This window comes from Umezawaea beigongshangensis, from assembly GCF_016464305.1.
Taxonomy (GTDB): Bacteria; Actinomycetota; Actinomycetes; order Mycobacteriales; family Pseudonocardiaceae; genus Umezawaea_A; species Umezawaea_A beigongshangensis.
This window is the reverse complement of the sequence record NZ_JAEIOJ010000001.1, coordinates 932,254-953,766: the sequence shown is the minus strand read 5'-3', so window position 1 is coordinate 953,766 and position 21,513 is coordinate 932,254. Positions and strand designations below refer to the sequence as shown.

Below are 21,513 nucleotides of genomic sequence, written 5' to 3'. Positions count from 1 at the left end.
GGCCGTTCTACTACTAGTGGGTAACACTGCGGAGCATGATGGAGCCGTCTGGCGAGCTGGCGCTGGCAGCCGAATTCCCGACCCCGTCACGAGAGCGGTGGCGCGAGCTGGTCGAGGGCGTGCTCAGCAGGTCGGGAGCCGATCCCGGCTCGCTGGTCAGCACGACCTACGACGGCATCACCGTCCAGCCGCTCTACACCGCGCAGGACGCGCCCGACGTCCCCGCCGGTTTCCCCGGTCTCCCGCCGTTCCTGCGCGGCAGCCGCCCGCAGGGCTCGGCCGCCGGCGGCTGGGACGTCCGGCAGCGGCACGCCGACCCCGACCCGGCCGCCGCGGGGCGGGCGGTGCTGGACGACCTGGAGAACGGGGGCAGCTCGCTGTGGCTGCGCGTCGGCACGGGCGCGCTCCCCGCGGCGGCCCTGGACGACGTGCTCGCCGGCGTCCACCTCGACCTGGCTCCGGTCGTCCTCGACGCGGGCGCGGAGTTCTCCTCGGCGGCGGACGCGCTGCTGGCCGTGTTCGACGACCGGCCGCTGCTGCCGGGCGAGGTGCGCGGCAACCTCGGCGCCGACCCGCTCGGCGTGCTGGCCCGCACCGGGAGCGCGCCGGACGTCGCCGAGGCGGCCGACCTGACCGTGCGGGCGCTGCGCCGCTTCCCGCACCTGCGCACGATCGTGGTGGACGCGCTGCCGCACCACGACGCGGGCGGTTCCGACGCGCAGGAGCTGGGCGCGTCGCTCGCCGCGGGCGTCACCTACCTGCGGGCGCTGACCGACGCGGGCCTGTCCGTGGACCGGGCGTGCGGCGTGCTGGAGTTCCGCCTCGCCGCGACCGCCGACCAGTTCCTCACGATCGCCAAGTTCCGCGCGGCCCGCCGCCTGTGGGCGCGGGTCGCCGAGGTCTGCGGCGCGCCGGTCCCGGCCCGCGCGCAGGCGCAGCACGCCGTGACCTCCTCGGCGATGATGACCAGGCGCGATCCGTGGGTGAACGTCCTGCGCACCACCATCGCCTGCTTCGGCGCCGGTCTGGGCGGCGCCGACGCCGTCACCGTGCAGCCGTTCGACGCGGCCATCGGCCTGCCCGACGCCTTCTCCCGGCGCGTCGCCCGCAACACCCAGTCCGTGCTGCTGGAGGAGTCGCACCTCGCCGGGGTGATCGACCCGGCGGGCGGCTCCTGGTACGTGGAGCGGCTCACCGAGGACCTCGCGCGCGCCGCGTGGGCGTGGTTCCAGGAGATCGAGGCCGCCGGCGGCCTGCCCGACGCGCTGGCCTCCGGGCTCGTCGCCGACCGGCTCGCCGTCACGCGCGAGGCGCGGGCCGCGAACCTGGCCGACCGCACCGACGCGATCACCGGCGTCAGCGAGTTCCCCCACCTGGAGGAGAAGCCGGTCGTGCGGCCCCCGGCCCCCGTGGAACCCGGCGGCGGCCTGCCGCGCGTCCGCCACGCCGCGCCCTACGAGGCCCTGCGGGACCGCTCCGACGCGGTGCTCGCCGCCACCGGCAGCCGTCCGGCGGTGTTCCTCGCGACGCTCGGCCCGGTCGCCGCGCACACCGCCCGCGCCTCGTTCGCCGCGAACCTCTTCCAGGCCGGCGGCATCGCCACGCCCGACGCGGGCCCCACCGACTCGGTGAACGCCGTCGTCGAGCGCTTCCGCGCCTCCGGGACGACGGTGGCCTGCCTGTGCGGCAGCGAGTCGAGCTACGCCGAGCTGGCCGCGCCGGTCGCCGCCGCGCTGCGCGAGGCCGGGGCGCGGCGGGTGCTGCTCGCCGGGAAGCCGTCGCCGGAGCGGACGGGCGTCGACGAGTTCGTCTTCACCGGGTGCCCCGCGCTGGAGGTCCTCGGCCACACCTACGACGCACTGGGGGTTGGGTGACGTGACGATCCCGAACTTCGCCGACATCGGCATCGGGGAGCTGGAGCCGGGCGACGCGCGGGCGTGGCGGGCCGCGCTGCGCGAGGCCACCGGCGAGGACGCCGACGCGCTGAGCCGGGAGACGCCGGAGGGCATCGTCCTCAAGCCCGTCTACGGGCCCGAGGACACCGCGGGGCTGGACTTCCTCGACACCTACCCCGGCATCGCGCCGTTCCTGCGCGGCCCCTACCCGACGATGTACGTCAACCAGCCGTGGACGATCCGCCAGTACGCCGGGTTCTCCACGGCGGAGGAGTCCAACGCCTTCTACCGCCGCAACCTCGCGGCGGGGCAGAAGGGCCTGTCGGTCGCGTTCGACCTCGCCACGCACCGCGGCTACGACTCCGACCACCCGCGCGTCGCCGGTGACGTCGGCATGGCGGGCGTCGCGATCGACTCGATCTACGACATGCGGCAGCTCTTCGACGGCATCCCGCTGGACCGGATGAGCGTGTCGATGACCATGAACGGTGCCGTCCTGCCGGTGCTGGCGCTCTACGTCGTGGCCGCCGAGGAGCAGGGCGTCGCGCCGGAGAAGCTCGCCGGGACCATCCAGAACGACATCCTCAAGGAGTTCATGGTCCGCAACACCTACATCTACCCCCCGAAGCCGTCGATGCGGATCATCTCCGACATCTTCGCCTTCACCTCGCGGCGGATGCCGAAGTTCAACTCCATCTCGATCTCCGGCTACCACATGCAGGAGGCCGGGGCCACGGCCGACCTGGAGCTCGCCTACACCCTCGCCGACGGCGTGGAGTACCTGCGCGCGGGCCGCGAGGCCGGGCTGGACGTGGACGCGTTCGCGCCGCGGCTGTCGTTCTTCTGGGCCGTGGGCATGAACTTCTTCACGGAGGTCGCGAAGCTGCGGGCCGCCCGCCTGCTGTGGGCCAAGCTCGTGAAGGGCTTCGGGCCGCGCGACCCCAAGTCCCTCAGCCTGCGCACGCACTGCCAGACCTCGGGCTGGTCGCTCACCGCGCAGGACGTGTTCACCAACGTCCCCCGGACGTGCGTCGAGGCGATGGCCGCGACCCAGGGCCACACCCAGTCGCTGCACACCAACGCGCTGGACGAGGCGCTCGCGCTGCCGACGGACTTCTCCGCCCGCATCGCCCGCAACACCCAGCTGCTGCTCCAGCAGGAGTCCGGCACGACCCGCGTCATCGACCCGTGGGGCGGCTCGGCGTTCGTGGAGCGGCTCACCCACGACCTCGCGCGCACCGCGTGGGGACACATCACCGAGGTCGAGGCGGCCGGCGGCATGGCGGCGGCCATCGACGCCGGTCTCCCCAAGCTGCGCATCGAGGGGGCCGCCGCGCGCACCCAGGCGCGCATCGACTCCGGCCGCCAGCCCGTGATCGGCGTGAACAAGTACCGGGTCGACACCGACGAGCAGATCGACGTGCTCAAGGTCGACAACGCCGGTGTGCGGGCGCAGCAGCTCGACAAGCTGCGGAGGCTGCGCGCCGAGCGCGACCAGCCGGCCGTGGAGGCCGCGCTGCACGCCCTGACCCGCGCCGCCGACTCCGGCGGCAACCTCCTGGAGCTGGCGGTCGACGCCGCGCGCCACAAGGCCACCGTCGGGGAGATCTCCGAGGCGCTGGGCCGGGTGTGGGGCCGCCACTCCGCGCAGATCCGCACCATCTCGGGCGTGTACCGCGAGGAGGCCGGAACCGTGGCGAACGTCGACCGCACCCGTCAGGTGGTCGAGACCTTCACCGAGGCCGAGGGGCGCCGCCCGCGCATCCTCGTCGCCAAGATGGGCCAGGACGGCCACGACCGCGGGCAGAAGGTCATCGCGACCGCGTTCGCCGACCTCGGCTTCGACGTCGACGTGGGCCCGCTGTTCTCCACGCCCGGCGAGGTCGCCCGGCAGGCGGTGGAGGCCGACGTGCACGTCGTCGGCGTGTCCTCGCTGGCCGCCGGGCACCTCACGCTGGTGCCCGCGCTGCGCGACGAGCTGGCCGAGCTGGGCCGCGACGACATCATGATCGTGGTCGGCGGCGTCGTGCCGCCGCAGGACTTCGAGGCGCTGCGCGAGGCCGGGGCCGCGGCGATCTTCCCGCCGGGCACCGTCGTCGCCGACGCGGCGGGGGACCTGCTGGACAGGTTGTCCGCTCAACTCGGGCACGCCAGGTAGCGGCCCGTGGCGAAGCCGATCGACGTCGGCGAGTACGCGCGGGGCGTGCTCGCCGGTGACCGGGGCGTGCTCGCGCGCGCCATCACCCTCGTGGAGTCCACCCGCGCCGACCACCGCGCGCTGGCGCAGGAGCTGCTCGTGGAGCTGCTGCCGCACTCCGGCGGCGCGCACCGGGTGGGCGTCACCGGAGTGCCGGGCGTGGGCAAGTCGACGTTCGTCGACGCGCTCGGCACGACGCTGACCGCGGACGGGCACCGGGTGGCCGTGCTGGCCGTGGACCCGTCGTCCACCCGGACCGGCGGCAGCATCCTCGGCGACAAGACCCGCATGGCGCGGCTCGCGGTCGACCCGGCCGCGTTCATCCGCCCCTCGCCCACCTCGGGAACGCTCGGCGGCGTGGCGCGGGCGACCCGCGAGACGATCGTGCTGGTCGAGGCGGCGGGCTACGACGTGGTGCTGGTCGAGACGGTCGGCGTCGGCCAGTCCGAGGTGGCCGTGGCGAACATGACCGACTGCTCGCTGTTCCTCACCCTCGCCCGCACCGGCGACGCCCTCCAGGGCATCAAGCGGGGCGTGCTGGAGCTCGCCGACGTGATCGCCGTGAACAAGGCGGACGGCCCGCACGAGCAGGACGCCCGCGCGGCGGCCCGCGAGCTGGCCGGGGCGCTGCGGCTGCTGCGCCAGCCCGACGCCGCGTGGCACCCGCCCGTCCTGACGTGCAGCGGGCTGTCCGGCGACGGCCTGCCCGAGCTGTGGCAGCGCGTGCTGGAGCACCGCGCGGCGCTGGAGGCCGCCGGACAGTTCCAGGAGCGCCGCCGCCGCCAGCAGGTCGACTGGACCTGGGCGACCGTGCGCGAGCAGCTCGTGGCGAGCCTGCGCGAGCACCCCGGCGTGCGGGCGGTCGCGCCCGGCCTGGAGCGCGCGGTGCGCGAGGGCGAGCTGACCGCGACGCTCGCCGCCGAACGCATCATCGACACCTTCCGGTCTCCCGACCGGTAGCCGGCGCTCCCCGCACCGAGCGTCCGTCGACGGTGGTACTCGGCCTGCGCTGTGGCTACCCTGGGGCCCATGCGGCGATGGGTGTCCGGGATGTTCGTGGCTGGCCTGTTCGTGCTGGTGAGCGCGTTCGTGGTGATCGGCCCAGCTGACGCCGCCCCCGCGCGCGCGGCGATCACCGCGGTGGTCGCGCAGCCGACCGACACGACCGCCCCCGCGGGCGAGGGGCCCCGGATCGACTCCGAGCAGCCCGGTGCCCCGATGAGCCAGGAGACCAAGAACAAGGTGTGGATCGCGGCCATCGCCGTGGTCCTGTTCGGCCTGGTCTACCTGCGCAACCGCCGCCGCTACACGAAGTGGCGCGCTGCGAAGAAGGGCTGACCGCGATCGTCACGTGGCCGTGACGTGCGAGGACACGTGCACGGTCCACGATTTGGGAATTGACGTCCGGCATCCGATAATCGAACCGACCTCCGCGGGGATGATCGGTTCGGCCGAACATCTCCCCACCGTTCGGCGCAGCGCCGCGACCGGTGGCCGGTTGTTCGCCGAACCGCGCCGGGCAGCACCGGGGCGTGATGCAGGATGGATTCACATGGGCACCGACTTCACCACCAGTACTCGCTCGGCCGTCGAGCGGTACGCCGATGCGCTGGTGTCCCTCTCCCGCAGCATCCACGCCGAGCCCGAACTGGCCTTCCAGGAGCACCGCAGCGCCGAGAAGGTGGCCGGTCTGCTGGAGGGCGAGGGCTTCGAGGTCGAGCGCGGCGTGGCGGACCTGGACACGGCGTTCACCGCGACCTACGGCTCCGGCGACCTCGTGCTCGGGCTGTGCGCCGAGTACGACGCCCTGCCCGAGGTGGGGCACGCCTGCGGCCACAACGTCATCGCGGCGGCCTCGGCGGGAGCGGCGCTGGCGCTGCGCGACGTGGCCGACGCGCTCGGCATCACCGTCCGGGTCATCGGCACCCCGGCCGAGGAGGTCGGCGGCGGCAAGGTCCTCCTGCTGGAGCGCGGCGTGTTCGACGACGTCGCCCTGGCGATGATGGTCCACCCCGCTCCGTACGAGGCGTGCGCCGCGCGGTCGCTGGCCATCACCGACGTCGAGGTGCACTACACGGGCAAGCCCTCGCACGCCGCCGCGGCGCCCCACCTGGGCGTCAACGCGGGTGACGCGATCACCGTCGCCCAGGTCGCGATCGGTCTGCTGCGCCAGCACCTCGAACCCGGCCAGATGGTCAGCGGCATCGTCACCAGGGGCGGGACGGTGCCCAACGTGGTCCCGGCCCGCACGTCGGCGATGTTCGACCTGAGGGCCGACGACGCGGACTCCCTGCGCCGGCTGGAAGCCCGCGTCCAGAACTGCTTCACCGCCGGAGCCCTCGCCACCGGCTGCACCCACGAGGTCGTGCAGGTCTCGCCGGTCTACGCGGAGCTGACCCCCGACGAGTGGCTCGCCGACGCCTACCGGCGCGCGGTCACCGACCTGGGCAGGGCTCCGCTCAGCCGCGCCGCAGAGCGCGGCGAGAAGATCGGCAGCACCGACATGGGCAACGTCACCCGCGTGCTGCCCGCAATCCACCCGACAATCGCAATCGACTGCGGAGACGCGGTGAACCACCAAATCGAGTTCGCGACAGCCTGTGCGTCGGCGTCGGCAGACCGCGCGGTGCTCGAAGGAGCGCTCGCGATGGCCTGGACGACGATCAGCGCCGCCACCGACGACGAGCAGCGCGGCAGGTTGCTGACCGCCGCCGCCACCCGCGGGGGTGCGGCGTGACCGTGGTCGACTCTCGACGGGATCTTCCCGACGGGCGGGTGACGTCAGCGAAGGGGGCATCGGACGTGCTGTTGACCGATCGCGGGGTCAGCATGTCCCCCGTGGACGACATCGGCGCCGGGCGCGGACCCCAGTGGCTCGACGGCTGGCTGTCCGCCAACGCGTCCGAGGTCGTCGCCTGGCGGCGGCACCTGCACGCCAACCCGGAGCTGTCCCGCGACGAGCACAAGACGACCGAGCTGATCGGCAACCTGCTGCGGTCGGCCGGGTTGAAGCCCCGCGTCCTGCCCGGCGGGACCGGCCTCGTGTGCGACGTGGGCAGCGGCCCGCGCTGCGTGGCGCTGCGCGCCGACATGGACGCGCTGCCGCTCACCGAGAACACCGGCCTGCCGTTCTCCTCCACGGTGGAGGGCGCCTCGCACGCCTGCGGGCACGACGCCCACACCACCGTGCTGCTGGGCGCCGCGCTGGCCCTGGCGTCGGCGACGGCGCTGCCGGGCCGCGTGCGGCTGGTGTTCCAGCACGCCGAGGAGGTCATGCCCGGCGGTGCGCTCGACGTGCTCGCGGCCGGTGGCCTCGACGGCGTGGAGCGGATCTTCGGCCTGCACTGCGACCCGCGCCTGGAGGTCGGCCGGATCGGCAGCCGCATCGGGGCCATCACCTCGGCCAGCGACATGCTGGAGCTGCGGCTGAGCTCGCCGGGCGGCCACACCTCGCGCCCGCACCTGACCGCCGACCTCGTGCACGCGCTCGGCACGGTCATCACCGGCCTGCCGACGCTGCTGTCCCGCCGCGTCGACCCGCGCTCCGGCACCGTCCTGGTGTGGGGCGCGGTGCACGCGGGCGAGGCGCCGAACGCGGTGCCGCAGGACGGCGTGCTGCGCGGAACGCTGCGCACCGGCGACCGGTCGATCTGGGCCGAGCTGGAACCGCTGGTGAAGGACCTGATCGCCGCGCTGCTCGCCCCCACGGGCGTCGGCTTCGACCTGCTGCACCGCCGCGGCGTGCCGCCGGTGGTCAACGACCGCGACTCGACGTTCCTGCTGCGCGCGGGCGTCGAGGCCGCGCTGGGCGAGGACGCCCTCGCGGGCACCGAGCAGTCCTCCGGCGGTGAGGACTTCGGCTGGTACCTGGAGCAGGTGCCCGGCTCGTTCGCGCGCCTGGGCGTGTGGGACGGCGTGGAGAAGCAGCGCGACCTGCACCAGCCCACGTTCGACCTGGACGAGCGCGCCCTGGCCGTGGGCATCCGCGTGATGGTCCACACGGCGCTGGCCGCCCTGGCCTGAGCGGTGCGCGAACGGCCCCGCGGGAAGTCCCGCGGGGCCGTTCGCGTCGTGCGGGTCCTAGACCACCGGCTCGCTCAGGTCGGGGCGGGCCTCCGGGGCCGCGGCGCGGATCGCGTCGGCGGCCTCGTCGTCCGGCTCCGTCTGCGAGGCGCGCTCGGCCTCCACGCGGGCCGTGTAGACCTCGACCTCGTGCCTGCGCCGCTCCTCGTCCCACCCGTGCACGTCGCCGACCAGCCGCGCGACGGCCTCGGCGCACTCCACCCCGCGGTGCGGGTACTCGATGGAGATGCGGGTGCGGCGGGTGAGCACGTCCTCCAGGTGCAGCGCGCCCTCGTGGCTGGCCGCGTACACGGCCTCCACCTGGAGGTAGTCGGGCGCTCCGGGGATGGGCTTGAGCAGCTCGGCGTCGTCCGCGGCCAGCGCCAGCACCTCGTGCACCAGCGAGCCGTAGCGGTCCAGCAGGTGCCGCACCCGGTAGGGGTGCAGGCCGTGCTGGCCGGCGAGCTGGTCGGCCTGGTTCACCAGCGCGTGGTAGCCGTCGGCCCCGACCAGCGGGACCTTGTCGGTGATCGACGGCTGGATGCGGCCGGGGACGTCCACGGCGGCGGCGTCCACCGCGTCCGCGCCCATCACCCGGTAGGTCGTGTACTTGCCGCCCGCGATGGCCACCAGACCGGGGGACACCCTGGCCACGGCGTGCTCGCGGGACAGCTTCGACGTCGACTCGTTCTCACCGGCGAGCAGCGGACGCAGACCGGCGTAGACGCCCTCGATGTCGTCGTGCGTCAGCGGAGTCGCCAGCACGGAGTTGACCTGTTCGAGGATGTAGTCGATGTCCTTCTTCGTCGCGGCGGGGTGCGCGAGGTCGAGGTTCCAGTCCGTGTCGGTCGTGCCCACGATCCAGTGGTTGCGCCACGGGATGACGAACAGCACGGACTTCGCGGTGCGCAGGATCATGCCGGACTCGGACACGATGCGGTCGCGCGCGACGACGATGTGCACGCCCTTGCTGGCCCGGACGCGGAACCGGCCGCGGCTGCCGGACAGGCGCTGCAACTCGTCGGTCCACACGCCGGTGGCGTTGATCACGGCGTGCGCCTGCACGTCGGTCTCGCGGCCGTCCTCGACGTCGCGCACCCGCGCGCCCGACACCCGGTCCGCCTCCCGCAGGAAGCCCACGACCTGCGTGGACGTGCGGACGACGGCGCCGTAGTGGGCCGCGGTGCGGCCGACCATCATCGTGTGACGGGCGTCGTCGGCCTGCGCGTCGAAGTAGCGGATGCCGCCGATCAGCGCGTCGCGCTTGAGCGCGGGGACGAGCCGCAGCGCGCCCGCGCGGGTGAGGTGCTTCTGGCCGGGCACGGACCGCGCCCCGCCCATGGTGTCGTAGAGGAACAGGCCTGCCGCGGTGTACGGACGCTCCCACGCGCGGTGGGTCAGCGGGTACAGGAAGCTGACGGGCTTCACGAGGTGCGGCGCGATGCGGTTGAGCATCAGCTCGCGCTCCCGCAGGGCCTCGCGGACGAGACCGAACTCCAGCTGCTCCAGGTAGCGCAGACCGCCGTGGAAGAGCTTGCTGGACCGGCTGGACGTGCCGGAGGCGAGGTCGCGGGCCTCGACGAGGGCGACCTTCAGGCCGCGGGTGGCCGCGTCGAGCGCCGCGCCGACACCGACGACGCCACCGCCGACGACGAGCACGTCGAACGTCTCGGAGCCCAGGCGCTGCCACGCCTGCTCTCGTTCGGCGGGGCCCATCCGGCCCGTCGGAGCCACGATCGGCTCGGAGTCGAGTTGCGCTGCTTCTCGGGGCTTGCGCGTGGCCACGGAGAGCCTCCCTGCGCTGGTCTTCTCTGGTCCCCGACCACGTTACCCGCAGGTACCGACTCTTGTGCACTGGCCGTCACCCGTTGACGCGCTCCAACGCCCAGTCGTGTCTTGACCAGCAGCGAAAGGACCAACATCGGGTCAAAAATGTGCACCCACCGTAGACAACGGATCGGATGTGGAAGTAGCGTCCGGGCAATTGTGGGGTGGGCAGCGCGGCCGAACCCGGACGAGTGCGCCACCTCTGTCTTCTGCTGCCGCAAGGCGAGGAGGTGGCGAATGAGCGCGGGCTCTATCTTCGTCTGGGAGACCATCGGGACAGCGGTGCTGATCCTGCTGGGCACCGGTGTGGTCGCGAACCACGTGCTGCGCAACACCAACGGCAACGGTGGTGGGGCGCTGTTCATCAACATCGGCTGGGCCTTCGCGGTCTTCACCGGCGCCAGCGTGTCCGCCCAGAGCGGCGCGCACCTCAACCCGGCGCTCACCGTGGGCCTGGCCGTCGCGGACAAGACCCCGTGGGGCGACGTCCCGGTCTACGTCGCCGGTCAGCTGCTCGGCGCGATCATCGGCGCGATGCTGACCTGGGCCACCTACAAGCTCCAGTTCGACGCGCACGACGAGCCGCAGAACACCCTCGGCATCTTCTCCACCGCTCCCAACATCCGCAGCGTGCCGTGGAACCTGGTGACCGAGATCATCGGCACGTTCGTCCTCGTCACGTGGGTCCTGCTCAGCCCGGCCGCGCAGGTGGGCGACGACGGCGTGCCGCAGTTCGGCAACTCCGCCCTCGGCTACGCGGGTGTCGCGTTCGTCGTGCTGGTGATCGGCACCTCGCTCGGTGGCCCCACCGGCTACGCCATCAACCCGGCCCGCGACCTCGGGCCCCGCATCGCGTACGCGTTCCTCATGCCCATCCGGAACAAGGGCCGGGCCGACTGGGGCTACTCCTGGATCCCGGTCGTCGGCCCGTTCGTCGGCGCGACCCTGGCCGCGCTGCTCTACCTGGTCCTCCCGGTCTGATCGCCTCCACATCCGAAGGGAACTCCGCATGACCCAGTACGTGGCCGCCATCGACCAGGGCACGACGTCGACGCGCTGCATGATCTTCGACCACTCGGGGCACGTCGTCTCGGTCGACCAGAAGGAGCACGAGCAGATCTTCCCCAGGGCGGGATGGGTCGAGCACGACCCGCTGGAGATCTGGACCAACACCCGGCAGGTGGCGGCGGGCGCGCTCGCCAAGGCCGATCTGACCACCGCCGACGTCGTGGCAGTCGGCATCACCAACCAGCGCGAGACGGCCGTCGTGTGGGACCGCACCACCGGGCGGCCCGTCTACAACGCGATCGTGTGGCAGGACACCCGCACCGACCGGATCTGCACCGAGCTGGCCGCGCTCGGCGGCGGGCAGGAGCGCTACCGCGACAAGACCGGTCTGCCGCTGGCCACCTACTTCTCCGGCCCGAAGGTCCGCTGGATCCTCGACAACGTCGAGGGCGCGCGGGAGAAGGCCGAGGCCGGTGACCTGCTGTTCGGCAACATGGACACCTGGGTGCTGTGGAACATGACCGGCGGGGTGAACGGCGGTCTGCACGTGACCGACCCCACCAACGCCTCCCGCACCCTGCTCATGGACCTCGACACCCTGTCGTGGGACGAGGGCATCGCGGCGGACATGAAGATCCCGGTGTCGATGCTGCCCGAGATCAAGTCGTCCTCCGAGGTCTACGGCCAGGTCAGGGAGCGCGGCGCGCTCGCCGGCCTGCCCATCGCGGGCATCCTCGGCGACCAGCAGGCCGCCACGTTCGGCCAGGCGTGCCTGTCGCCCGGCGAGGCGAAGAACACCTACGGCACCGGCAACTTCGTGCTGCTCAACACGGGCACGGAGAAGGTGATGAGCGAGAACGGCCTGCTCACCACCGTCTGCTACAAGATCGGCGACAACGACACGGTGTACGCCCTGGAGGGCTCCGTCGCCGTGACCGGCTCGCTCGTGCAGTGGCTGCGCGACAACCTCGGCATGATCGGCTCCGCCGCCGAGATCGAGCAGCACGCGCGCACGGTCGACGACAACGGCGGCGCGTACTTCGTGCCCGCGTTCTCCGGCCTCTTCGCGCCGTACTGGCGCTCCGACGCGCGCGGCGCGATCGTCGGCCTCACCCGCTTCGTGAACAAGGGGCACCTGGCCCGCGCGGTGCTGGAGGCCACGGCCTTCCAGTCCCGCGAGGTCATCGAGGCCATGAACGCCGACTCCGGCGTGCCGCTGAAGTCGCTCAAGGTGGACGGCGGCATGGTCGTCAACGAGCTGCTGATGCAGTTCCAGGCCGACATCCTCGGCGTGTCGGTGATCCGGCCGGTGGTCGCGGAGACCACCGCGCTCGGCGCCGCCTACACCGCCGGCCTCGCCGTCGGCTTCTGGGAGAGCGAGGACGACATCCGGCAGAACTGGGCGCAGGACAAGCAGTGGGACCCGTCGATGGACGAGGACACCCGCGCCAAGCAGTACCGGAGCTGGAAGAAGGCCGTCACGAAGACCTTCGACTGGGTCGAGGACGACGACTGAGTTCGAACTCTCACCGCACGGGCGGTCCGCGACACGCGTCGCGGACCGCCCGTGCGGCGTTTCCAGGACAGTTCTTGGCCCGTTCGAGTGAACGCCCGGCGTGCTCGCAACCAGGACCCCGCGCAGCCGTCTTCTCCTACGAGTTCCGAGCCGGACGCGCCGCTCAGCGGCACCGGTGAGGAACCGGGCCCGTCGGGGGGACGGGCCGAACTGCCGCGCTCCCGTCGAGGACCGCGGTCTCACCAGGGGGAACGACCGTGCTGAACTTCGTGCTGCCTTCGATCGGCACCGCTTCGGCGGCCACCGGGAAGCGGGTGGCGCTCGTGGCGCTGCTGCTCCTGGCGGTCGTGCTCACCGGCTGCTCGGCCACCGGGGGTGCGCCGCCCGCGGCGTCCACCGGCACGGCGGCGGGAACCACGTCCGTCGCCGCTGAACCGGCCGAGCTGCGCATCCCGAGCCTGGACGTGCGGTCGTCCCTCGTCCCGCTCGGCCTGAACCCGGACCAGACGGTCCAGGTTCCCCCGGTCGAGCAGCCCCTGCAGGCCGGGTGGTTCCGCGGGGCTCCGGCTCCCGGCGCCACCGGCCCGGCGATCGTCCTCGGTCACGTCGACGGGAACGACCAGCCGGGGATCTTCCACCGCCTGCACGAACTCCGCGAGGGGGATCGCGTGGAGGTGTCCGCGGTGAACGGGACGACGGTGGGGTTCGCGGTGCGCGAGGTGCGCCGCGTGCCCAAGGCCGAGTTCCCCACCGAGGACGTGTACGGCGACACCACCGGGCCGGAGATCCGGCTCATCACCTGCGGCGGGGTGTTCGACCACGCCGCGGGCAGCTACCTGGACAACGTCATCGTGTTCGGCACGATGATCTGAGGGGGGAGACCCGTCGTGAACCGCAAGAACCTGCTCGCAGCCCTGTTGGCCGCCGCGGCCCTGGTGGCCGCTCCGGCGGCGGCGCTGGCGGCCCAGCCGACCGGCGCCCAGCCGACCAGCGCCGAGCCCAGCAGCGCCGAGCCCAGCAGCGGCACCACGCCCAGCGGCTCGGCCACGCCCAGCTCCGCGCCTCTGGGAGCCAACACGATCACCGTCTACCCGGCCGTCGGCCGGGTGGGGGAGCAGATCCACGTCAAGGTGACCTGCGCGGTCCCCCTGGACGCGGACGACACCGCGTCGTGGCCGCGGAGCGATGCTCTGGTACCGCTCCGCCAGCTCACCTTTGACGGCGAGTTCGCCGGGGAGGTCCGCCAGACGACCACGCCGGGGCAGTACGACGTGATCGGGTCGTGCCCGGACTCCGGCTGGACCGGAATCGGGGGACTCACCGTGCTCCCGAGCGGCGAGGATCCCGCGCCGAGCGCGCAGGTCCCGGCCCCGGCTCCGGTGAAGGCGCAGGTCCCGGTGAAGCCGAAGGGCGCACCCGAGACCGGTGGCGGCGCGACCGCCTGACGCGCCGGACGACGGCGGCACCACCCGTTGGGTGGTGCCGCCGTTCGCGGTCTCAGTCCAGGTCGTCGTGCCGCATGAGCTGGCGGCCGGACTCCGTGATCGAGCCCGACAGCGAGGGGTAGACGGAGAACGTCGTCGCCAGGTCCTCGACGGTGAGCTGGTTCTGCACGGCCAGCGCGATCGGCAGGATCAGCTCGCTGGCGTTCGGCGCCACCACGACACCGCCGATCACGACACCCGTGGCGGGACGGCAGAACAGCTTCACGAAGCCGCGGCGCAGGCCCTCCATCTTGGCCCGCGGGTTCGTCGCCAGCGGCAGCATGATCGTGCGCGCGGGGACCTGCCCCGAGTCGATCGCCTGCTGGCTGATGCCCACGGTCGCGATCTCGGGGTTGGTGAAGACGTTCGCGGCGACCGTCTTGAGCTTGATCGGGCTGACGCCCTCGCCCAGCGCGTGCCACATCGCGATGCGGCCCTGCATGGCGGCCACCGACGCGAGCAGCAGCACGCCCGTGCAGTCACCCGCGGCGTAGACGCCGGACACGTTCGTGCGGGACACCCGGTCCACCGGGATGTAGCCGCCGCGGCCCAGTTCGATGCCGATCTTCTCCAGGCCGATGTCGGCGGTGTTGGGCACCGAGCCGACGGTCATCAGCGCGTGGCTGGCCTCGATGACCCTGCCGTCCTCCAGGTGGATCTGCACGCCGTGGCCGACGTTCTCCACCTTGTCCGCGCGGGCGTGCTTGACCACGGCGGTGCCGCTCTCGGCGAACACGTCCTCCAGCACGGCCGCGGCGTCCGCGTCCTCGTGCGGCAGGACGCGGTCCCGGCTGGAGACCATGGTGACCTTGACGCCCATCTCGGTGTACGCCGAGGCGAACTCCACGCCCGTCACACCGGAGCCGACGACGGCCAGGTGCTCGGGCAGTTCGGGCAGGTCGTAGAGCTGCCGCCAGTTCAGCACGCGCTCGCCGTCGGGCTCGGCGCCCGGCAGGACGCGCGGCGTGGCGCCGGTCGCGATGAGCACGACGTCGGCGGTCAGCACCTCGGTGTCCTCCGCGGAGCCGCTGCCGCGCTCGACGACCACCCGGTGCTGGGCGAGGCCGCGCGTGTCGTCGCAGAACTTCGCCCGGCCGGTGATGATCCGGACGCCCTCGCGCTGCAAGCGGGCGCGGATGTCGGCGGACTGCGCGAGCGCGAGGCCCTTGACCCGGCCGTGGACCACGGGCAGGTCGACAGCGGCCTCGGACTCGGTCTGGATGCCCAGCTCACCGGCGTTGCGGAAGGCGGAGCGACCACCGGCGGAGGCGATGAAGGTCTTCGAGGGGACGCAGTCGTAGAGGACGCAGGCTCCGCCGACGCCGTCGCTCTCGACGACGGTCACGTCGGCCCCGTGCTGGGCGGCCACCAGAGCTGCCTCGTAACCTGCGGGTCCACCGCCCATGATGACGATGCGGGTCACGATCAGTCCTCCTCGACGTGCGTGTTCAGCCGGTGACAACGGTACGCGGTCGGGTGTAGTGCCGTGTCGAGCGGTCTTCGGTTCATGAAGGTGATCGCGGGGTCGCTACTCTGTCGTCGTGCCGCTCTACGCCGCGTACGGGTCGAACATGGATCCGAACCAGATGATGGAGCGAGCCCCGTACTCCCCCATGGCGGGGACCGGTTGGCTCGCCGGTTGGCGTCTGACGTTCGGTGGCGAGGACCTCGGCTGGGAGGGCGCGCTCGCCACCATCGTCGAGGACCCCGACGCCCAGACCTTCGCCGTGCTCTACGACGTCAGTCCGCGCGACGAGTCGCGCCTGGACCGCTGGGAGGGTGCGCTCGGCCTCTACAAGAAGATCCGCCTGCGCGTGCAGACCCTGGAGGGCTCCGTGGTCGCCTGGCTGTACGTCCTCGACGCCTACGAGGGCGGCCTGCCCAGCGCCCGCTACATCGGCGTGGTCGCCGACGCCGCGGAAGCGGCGGGCGCCCCCGACGACTACGTGTCGGACCTGCGCACCCGCCCCTGCCGAGGCATAGGCTCCTGAATCCCCCGAGTTGAGCGTTCAAGCACGCCGCGTTGAGCGTTCAGGCATGGTGAGTTGAGCGTTCGGACACACCGAGTTCCTTCTTCAGGCGGGCCAGCAACCGCTGAGGGTTGCGAAGGTCGCTCACGTCCGCTCGAATGACGGTCCAGCCGCGCCGTGCGAGATCAACGTCACGCGCCGCGTCGGCGGTCCCTCGTTCGGCGTGAGCGGCGTACCCGTCGTACTCCAGCGCCACTCGCAGTTCGGGCCACGCGAAGTCCAGCCGGTAGATCTCCCGGCCGGTGATGTCGCGCACCGGGTACTGCGGTTCGGGCACCGGCAGGCCCTCGTCCACCAGCAGGAGCAGCAGCCAGCTCTCCGGCGGTGACTCCGGCAGACCCGTGGTCACGTCCAGCAGGAACAGCCCACGTCGACGCCCGCGCGGGTCGAGGCGTTCCCGCACCTGCACCTCCACGTCCGCCTTGAACGCCGCGCGTTCGCCGGGAGCGTGCAGCGCCAGCGCCTGATCCGCGCACGCCAGGGCCGTGCGCCGGTCGGCCAGGCAGAGCAGTTCCGCGATCGTCGTGTCGAGTGCGAGGCAGCGCAGACCCTGACGGTGCACGACATCGGCCTCGTCGAGGTGGACGTGACGCACGGTCACGCCCGACGGCATCCGCAGTCTCTGCCGGTGGGGCAGGGTGACGTGCACGGTCGTCGTGTCGGCCGCCGTGCAGCCGTGCAGGTGCGCGGCGGTGTGACCGGAGAGCACGGCCTCGTCGCCCGCCGTCAGCAACGTGGCCGCCGCGCGAGTGAGCGGGTTGAGCAGGTGGTGCCGTTCTACGAGCACGAACCTCGACCACCGCACGAGCCGTCCCTCGGCGACAGCGGTGCGCAACTGGCCGCGCCCGAGGTGGGCTTCGAGATCGGCCCTGTGGTGGGCCCCGTGCAGTCCTGCTGGAATTCGGATCATGTGAACACGAGGCGCGCACTCGCCAGATCCGGACGTGCTTCACCCGAACGTGGAAGGTCCCATGCTCGAAAGCTCAACTCGCTGTGCCTGAGTGCTCAACTCGTCGTGCTTGAGTGCTCAACTCGCGGTCAGCGGATTGCGCTCGTCCTGGCGTCCTGGAGGAGTTCGGTCAGGTGCTGGACCAGGCGGCGGTGGTCCACCGGGGAGACGGTGCTCCAGGGCTGCTGGCCCTCCGCGGCTCGGCGCATCTGGAGGTAGCGGCCTCGCGGGGTGTCGAAGAAGCTCACCACGCGGTCCGGGCGCAAGCGCTTGCCGAACCTGTCGCGGGCGGCCGCGCCGAACTGGCCGCGGTGACCGGCGTCGGTGAACATCTCGGTGAGGACCTTCGCGTCCTCCGCACGCGTCCCGCGCTCGCGCAGCGCGGCCTCCAGCCCCTGCGGCGACGACGCGCTCCGCGCCGCGGCGTCCAGGTCGGCGCTCGGCAGGGTCACCGAGTGGCCGGGACCCGCCGGGGCCTGCGGGAGCACGGACAACGCCTCGCGCGGCAGCCCGTCGACCGACGCCGGGCGCAGCGTCAGGCGGTCGCCGTCCAGCACCGCCAGTGCGGCGGAGGAGGTCGTGGAGGCCGCCAGCACGCGCACCCGGCGGCCCAGCCACACCCGGCCGTCCACCTCGTGCACGGGGCGGTTCAGCAGGGTCAGCAGGTCCTCCAGCTGCGGGTCCAGCGAGCGCGGCCCGCCCAGCCCGCGACGTTCCAGCTCGTCCCAGACGCCCCGCACGATCCGCGCCCGCTCGTCCGTCGTCCTGCCCGGCGACGGCACCTTCAGCACCAGCGGCAGCGACTCCAGCCGCAGGTGCTCCCAGAGCACGTCGAACTCCAGCGCCGAGACGACCAGCGGCTCGCGCACGTCGTTCTCACCGAGGTCCAGCCCGATCACCGTCATCAGCTGGTCGTGCTCTCCCCGATCACGGCCGGCGCGACCGTCCCGCTCACGCCGTAGACGTCGTCGCTCTCCCGCAGGTAGTCGGCCGCGTCGTGCAGGACGTCCTCCTCGTCCTCCCCGCGCCGGCCGAGAGCGCCGAACGGGTCGAACGACTGCTGCCCCTGCTGCGGAACCGTCTTGGGACGGTGCACGGTCTCGTCGTCACCGCCGCCGATCGTGGCGCCGCCCGCGAACGAGCCGGCGCCGGCGGCGTGCCCGTGGGTCATCCCCGTCGGCACGGCCGTCGGCGCGACGGCACCGGGCTGCGCCGAGCTCACCGCCGTCTCGCCCGCGCTCTGCCTGCTCTCGCTCTTCTTGCGCTGCTCCTGGTCACCACCGGCGCCGATCAGGCCCGTCGCGGTGCCACCGGTCGGACCGCTGGTCCCGCTGCTGCCCGCGACGACCGCCGTGCTGGTGGGCGTGCCCACCCCGGTCGCCGCCCTCGTGGGCGCGGCCGACGACGTGTTCGTACCCGCGCCGCCGCCGCCGTTGCCACCGCCACCGTTGCCACCGCCACCGCCGTTGCCGCCGCTACCGCCGCTACCGCCGCCGACGGTGGTCGTCGTGCTCGGCGGCGCGGGCCGGGTGCCGCGCGGAGGCGGGACGGCCGCGCCGCGACCCCTGGTCGACGGGCGCCCGGAACCGGAGGCAGGGGGCCTGCCGGGGCCGCCACCCCAGCCGTACCCCGGCATCACGGCCCCACCGGGCACGCCGTCGAAGCGCGTCGGGCCGCTGGAGTTGATCACGAGCTGCGGCGGCTGGTGGAACTGCCCCAGCGTGGCCGTGTTGGTGGAGGTGCTCGACGCGTAGGTCGCCATGACCTCGCGCGCCCGCTCCTCGGCGGCGTTGGACGCCTTCTCCTGCACCTCGTAGTCGGTCTGCCCGCCCACGAGGTGCGTGAGGCCCGTCAGCAGCGTGCCGGGGTCCTCGGCGGTGACCTTCACCGGCGGCGGCATGTCGGCGCGGGCACGACCGACGAAGTCGGCCTGGAGCTCGGCGGAGATCCGCATGACGTCCGCACCGGTCCTGGCGTCCTCGGCCCACGCGGCCAGCGGCGTCAGGCGGCTCCGCGCCTGGTCGGAACCCCGGCCCTCCCAGACCGCGCCCGAGTCGCCCACGCCCCTGTGCAGCTCGGCGTCGATCTCCTCCAGAGCGGTCGCCACACCCTCCCACCGCTCGACGGAGGTGTGCGAGGCACGCGGCCCCGGGCCGGAGTGCAGCTTCGTGTACAACTCCTCGTGGCTGTACCCGCTCCAGCGGTGCCCCTCGGCCATCACGCATCTCCTCGCCAGTTGCCGCGCGGACTGCTCAGCAGCCGCCTTGCTGGTTCATCAACACGGAGCCGTGCTCGTCCATGGCCCGGTACTCCCGCTCGACCCGGTCGAGGTTGTCCATCGCGGTCTTGAGCTGCTGCTGGTAGCTCTGGAGCGCGTTCAGGGCGGAGTCCTCCTCCTCGAACGAACGCTCGTTGAACTTGTCGGCGGCCTCCTCGCTCACCGGATCGCCCGCCCACGGCCTGATCCGCACGCCCGTGATGGCCAGCTCGATCTGCTCGTCCAGCTTGCCCAGCGCGGTGGAGAACGCCCTGCGGAGGTCCGGGATCGCCTCGGGGGAGACGCTCAGGGCCTGCTCACCGGGCGACGTACCGGGATTCGCCCCGAGCGCGCCACCGGGCGCGTCCTCGAACGGCATGATCGACCTCCCGCGTGTGTCGTCCGACCTGGAGACACTCTAACCACCGGGTGTGACAACCGGGAGGGTATCGAGTGACATCCCCCGAGTGGGTCAGCGAACGGCGAGCAGCCCGGTCATCGCGGCCTCGGCGCTGCGCTGCGCTCCCAGGCACAGCGTGTCCTGCTGGGCGGGCGTGGCGTTCCCGCCGTCGCGGAACATGACGTCCAGGAACTGCCCCTCGGCGACGTCCACCTCGACGTTGCACACGTCGTCCAGGCCCGGCGTGCGCACGGTCAGCGCCGGGTAGCCGGCCACGGTCGTCGGCGTCGCCTCGACCTGGGCGTTCTCGTCGAGCCACACCTCGACGCCCTGCACGGTGATCAGCGCGAGCCGCACGACGTTGCCGCTGGTCCTGCTGCGCATCGTGCACGCCCTCGCGTTGCCCAGCCCCTCGTCGACGTACGGCGACGGCGTGCCGTCCAGGCTCAGCTGCGCGCGCTGCGACTCGCTCAGCACCGCGCACGGGTCGACGTCGGTCAGCAGCACCTCGGCCGGCCGCGGCGGCAGGGACGGGGTGGTCGTGGTCGTGACGGCGGGGGAGTCGCTCTCGCCCTGCTCCGCCGCGCTCAGCGGTGACGTCGACGTGCACGCCACCAGCGCCAGGGCCGGCAGCGCGATCAGCAGACCGTTGCTCCGCACAGCCGCCTACCGTAGCGACTCGGGCTCGGAGTCGGTGACGTAGCGGACCCACGTGTAGCGGTCGCGCTGCGTGAACCCGGACTTGTCCGCCACGACCGCGGCCGACGGGTCGTCCTCGGCGTGCCGCAGGACGACCTGCTGGAGACCGAGGCCGTGGAACCCGAACCGGACCGCGGCACCGAGCGCCACGACGGCGACCGCGTCGCCGTCCGGCAGGCCGGGGAACGTCCAGTAGGTGGCGCTGGCCCGGTCGCGGTTCAGGTCGTCCAGCGCGACCTCGCCCAGGACGTCGCCCGTCAGGACCTCGCACACCGCCCACGAGCAGCACCGGCCGGCGAGCCACTGCTCGGCGCGGCGGCGCACGTGCGCGCGAGCCGAGCCGCGGTCCGGCGCGATTCCCGCAGCGACCAGCGCCGTGGTGTCGTCGACGCGGTCGTCGTCGCGCAGAGCGCGCAGGTAGACCTCACCGGCGTTGATCTCGACGGGCTCCACGGGCCGAACCCTAGTACGCGGTGCGGCTCACCCGACCCGGCGACGTGAGGCGCGTCTCCCCGGGCGGTCCGCGACGGTCAGCGGTCGTGGTCCCCGGTGAAGCCGTCGTGCCGCTCGGCCAGGTCGTCCAGCAGGTCGCGGCGGCTGTTCGCGGGACGCCCGTCCGGCGCGGTGGTCAGCTCGACCACCCAGTCGGCGTCCTCCAGGTCGTCCTCGCCGGCGAGCACGTCGCGGTGCACGAGGGCCGGTCGCCAGCCCTGCGCGGCCAGGTCGTCGGCGATGCGCTCGGCGTCGCCGCGATCGGGCAGCACCAGCAGCACGGTGGCGCTCATCGGCGTCGGCCGCGCGCGGAGGAGAGCAGCAGGACGGCCGCCGGGACGAGCAGCAGCACCAGCGGGTTCTTGACCAGCAGGTACAGGGCCACGACCAGCGCGCCGACGACCGGGACGAGCGCGGGCGACAGCCACGCGCGCGGCGACGGCCGCGTCACGGGGACGGCGGACGACGGCGGCGGCGGCACGGCGACCGCGAACGACGGACGCGGGTCGGGCAGGTCGACGAACAGGGCGATCAGGTCGCGCCGCGTCTTGGCGGTGGTCACCATCGCGGAGCGCTCGCCGTACTCGTCCACGGTGAGCCGCCCGGCGCCCACGTGCTCGCCCAGCGCCTCGATCGCCTCGTGCCGCTCGGTGTCGCCGATCCGCAGGTCCGGCGACGGGTGCTCGTTCACGTCCCC

General features: G+C 72.9%; 21 protein-coding genes. 11 read left to right on the top strand and 10 right to left on the bottom strand.

Going from position 1 to position 21,513, the window contains the following annotated elements; all coding sequences use genetic code 11:
- Positions 1-35: 35 nt before the first annotated feature.
- The 6 genes from IMZ35_RS04425 to IMZ35_RS04400 all read left to right on the top strand — a co-directional run bounded on the left by IMZ35_RS04425 (position 36) and on the right by IMZ35_RS04400 (position 8,115).
- Positions 36-1,874: a methylmalonyl-CoA mutase family protein gene (locus IMZ35_RS04425; protein WP_229369303.1), complete on the top strand. Its 1,839-nt coding sequence runs from the start codon at positions 36-38 to the stop codon at positions 1,872-1,874.
- Position 1,875: 1 nt separating this feature from the next.
- Positions 1,876-4,053, top strand: coding sequence for a methylmalonyl-CoA mutase (gene scpA, locus IMZ35_RS04420; RefSeq protein ID WP_199439512.1), 2,178 nt, complete (start codon positions 1,876-1,878; stop codon positions 4,051-4,053).
- Positions 4,054-4,059: 6 nt separating this feature from the next.
- Positions 4,060-5,052, top strand: coding sequence for a methylmalonyl Co-A mutase-associated GTPase MeaB (meaB, locus tag IMZ35_RS04415; protein WP_199439511.1), 993 nt, complete (start codon positions 4,060-4,062; stop codon positions 5,050-5,052).
- A 69-nt stretch (positions 5,053-5,121) separates the two neighbouring features.
- Complete coding sequence (locus IMZ35_RS04410) at positions 5,122-5,430, top strand: hypothetical protein (RefSeq protein ID WP_199439510.1); 309 nt, start codon at positions 5,122-5,124, stop codon at positions 5,428-5,430.
- 214 nt (positions 5,431-5,644) lie between these two features.
- On the top strand, positions 5,645-6,829 hold the full coding sequence (locus IMZ35_RS04405; RefSeq protein ID WP_199439509.1) for a M20 family metallopeptidase: 1,185 nt from the start codon (positions 5,645-5,647) through the stop codon (positions 6,827-6,829).
- Positions 6,826-8,115, top strand: a complete 1,290-nt coding sequence (locus IMZ35_RS04400) for an amidohydrolase (protein WP_199439508.1) — start codon at positions 6,826-6,828, stop codon at positions 8,113-8,115. The genes IMZ35_RS04405 and IMZ35_RS04400 overlap by 4 nt, the downstream gene beginning before the upstream one ends.
- Positions 8,116-8,172: 57 nt before the next feature.
- Here IMZ35_RS04400 and IMZ35_RS04395 read toward each other — a convergent pair whose 3' ends face one another.
- Complete coding sequence (locus tag IMZ35_RS04395; protein WP_199439669.1) at positions 8,173-9,870, bottom strand: glycerol-3-phosphate dehydrogenase/oxidase; 1,698 nt, start codon at positions 9,868-9,870, stop codon at positions 8,173-8,175.
- Between the two features lie 348 nt (positions 9,871-10,218).
- Here IMZ35_RS04395 and IMZ35_RS04390 point away from each other — a divergent pair, with 348 nt between their 5' ends.
- The 4 genes from IMZ35_RS04390 to IMZ35_RS04375 all read left to right on the top strand — a co-directional run bounded on the left by IMZ35_RS04390 (position 10,219) and on the right by IMZ35_RS04375 (position 13,950).
- Positions 10,219-10,962 (top strand): MIP/aquaporin family protein, encoded by a 744-nt coding sequence (locus IMZ35_RS04390; RefSeq protein ID WP_199439507.1) that lies wholly within the window; start codon positions 10,219-10,221, stop codon positions 10,960-10,962.
- 28 nt (positions 10,963-10,990) lie between these two features.
- Positions 10,991-12,505, top strand: coding sequence for a glycerol kinase GlpK (gene glpK, locus IMZ35_RS04385; protein WP_199439506.1), 1,515 nt, complete (start codon positions 10,991-10,993; stop codon positions 12,503-12,505).
- Positions 12,506-12,765: 260 nt separating this feature from the next.
- Positions 12,766-13,377, top strand: coding sequence for a class F sortase (locus IMZ35_RS04380; protein WP_229370681.1), 612 nt, complete (start codon positions 12,766-12,768; stop codon positions 13,375-13,377).
- Between the two features lie 15 nt (positions 13,378-13,392).
- Complete coding sequence (locus IMZ35_RS04375; protein WP_199439505.1) at positions 13,393-13,950, top strand: hypothetical protein; 558 nt, start codon at positions 13,393-13,395, stop codon at positions 13,948-13,950.
- Between the two features lie 52 nt (positions 13,951-14,002).
- Here IMZ35_RS04375 and IMZ35_RS04370 read toward each other — a convergent pair whose 3' ends face one another.
- A complete protein-coding gene (locus IMZ35_RS04370; protein ID WP_199439504.1) occupies positions 14,003-15,412 on the bottom strand; it encodes an NAD(P)H-quinone dehydrogenase in 1,410 nt (469 codons plus the stop codon).
- Positions 15,413-15,530: 118 nt separating this feature from the next.
- Between IMZ35_RS04370 and IMZ35_RS04365 the strand changes: the two genes are divergently transcribed.
- A complete protein-coding gene (locus IMZ35_RS04365) occupies positions 15,531-15,980 on the top strand; it encodes a gamma-glutamylcyclotransferase family protein (protein ID WP_199439503.1) in 450 nt (149 codons plus the stop codon).
- A 40-nt stretch (positions 15,981-16,020) separates the two neighbouring features.
- Here the strand turns inward: IMZ35_RS04365 and IMZ35_RS04360 are convergent, their stop codons facing one another.
- The 8 genes from IMZ35_RS04360 to IMZ35_RS04325 all read right to left on the bottom strand — a co-directional run bounded on the left by IMZ35_RS04360 (position 16,021) and on the right by IMZ35_RS04325 (position 21,507).
- Complete coding sequence (locus IMZ35_RS04360) at positions 16,021-16,929, bottom strand: DUF559 domain-containing protein (protein WP_199439502.1); 909 nt, start codon at positions 16,927-16,929, stop codon at positions 16,021-16,023.
- A 128-nt stretch (positions 16,930-17,057) separates the two neighbouring features.
- Positions 17,058-17,873: an ESX secretion-associated protein EspG gene (locus tag IMZ35_RS04355; protein WP_199439501.1), complete on the bottom strand. Its 816-nt coding sequence runs from the start codon at positions 17,871-17,873 to the stop codon at positions 17,058-17,060.
- A complete protein-coding gene (locus IMZ35_RS04350) occupies positions 17,873-19,186 on the bottom strand; it encodes a PPE domain-containing protein (RefSeq protein WP_199439500.1) in 1,314 nt (437 codons plus the stop codon). The genes IMZ35_RS04355 and IMZ35_RS04350 overlap by 1 nt, the downstream gene beginning before the upstream one ends.
- 34 nt (positions 19,187-19,220) lie before the next feature.
- A complete protein-coding gene (locus tag IMZ35_RS04345; protein WP_199439499.1) occupies positions 19,221-19,604 on the bottom strand; it encodes a transcriptional regulator in 384 nt (127 codons plus the stop codon).
- 93 nt (positions 19,605-19,697) lie between these two features.
- The gene (locus IMZ35_RS04340) at positions 19,698-20,285 is read right to left on the bottom strand and encodes a DUF3558 domain-containing protein (RefSeq protein WP_307867748.1); all 588 of its coding nucleotides are present in this window, start codon (positions 20,283-20,285) and stop codon (positions 19,698-19,700) included.
- A gap of 6 nt (positions 20,286-20,291) precedes the next feature.
- Positions 20,292-20,777, bottom strand: coding sequence for a GNAT family N-acetyltransferase (locus IMZ35_RS04335; protein WP_199439498.1), 486 nt, complete (start codon positions 20,775-20,777; stop codon positions 20,292-20,294).
- Positions 20,778-20,854: 77 nt separating this feature from the next.
- Positions 20,855-21,109 carry a hypothetical protein gene (locus IMZ35_RS04330; RefSeq protein WP_199439497.1) on the bottom strand — a complete coding sequence of 85 codons (255 nt, stop codon included), beginning with the start codon at positions 21,107-21,109 and terminating at the stop codon, positions 20,855-20,857.
- Positions 21,106-21,507, bottom strand: a complete 402-nt coding sequence (locus IMZ35_RS04325) for a DUF1707 SHOCT-like domain-containing protein (RefSeq protein ID WP_199439496.1) — start codon at positions 21,505-21,507, stop codon at positions 21,106-21,108. Before IMZ35_RS04325 ends, IMZ35_RS04330 begins: the two co-directional genes overlap by 4 nt.
- Positions 21,508-21,513 lie beyond the last annotated feature (6 nt).

Coding starts and splice junctions, on each gene's coding strand:
- IMZ35_RS04425 (WP_229369303.1), top strand. CDS start 36: ATGATGGAGCCGTCTGGCGAGCTGGCGCTGGCAGCCGAATTCCCGACC.
- IMZ35_RS04410 (WP_199439510.1), top strand. CDS start 5,122: ATGCGGCGATGGGTGTCCGGGATGTTCGTGGCTGGCCTGTTCGTGCTG.
- IMZ35_RS04405 (WP_199439509.1), top strand. CDS start 5,645: ATGGGCACCGACTTCACCACCAGTACTCGCTCGGCCGTCGAGCGGTAC.
- IMZ35_RS04395 (WP_199439669.1), bottom strand. CDS start 9,870: ATGGGCCCCGCCGAACGAGAGCAGGCGTGGCAGCGCCTGGGCTCCGAG.
- IMZ35_RS04390 (WP_199439507.1), top strand. CDS start 10,219: ATGAGCGCGGGCTCTATCTTCGTCTGGGAGACCATCGGGACAGCGGTG.
- glpK (WP_199439506.1), top strand. CDS start 10,991: ATGACCCAGTACGTGGCCGCCATCGACCAGGGCACGACGTCGACGCGC.
- IMZ35_RS04360 (WP_199439502.1), bottom strand. CDS start 16,929: ATGATCCGAATTCCAGCAGGACTGCACGGGGCCCACCACAGGGCCGAT.
- IMZ35_RS04355 (WP_199439501.1), bottom strand. CDS start 17,873: ATGACGGTGATCGGGCTGGACCTCGGTGAGAACGACGTGCGCGAGCCG.
- IMZ35_RS04350 (WP_199439500.1), bottom strand. CDS start 19,186: ATGGCCGAGGGGCACCGCTGGAGCGGGTACAGCCACGAGGAGTTGTAC.
- IMZ35_RS04345 (WP_199439499.1), bottom strand. CDS start 19,604: ATGCCGTTCGAGGACGCGCCCGGTGGCGCGCTCGGGGCGAATCCCGGT.
- IMZ35_RS04330 (WP_199439497.1), bottom strand. CDS start 21,109: ATGAGCGCCACCGTGCTGCTGGTGCTGCCCGATCGCGGCGACGCCGAG.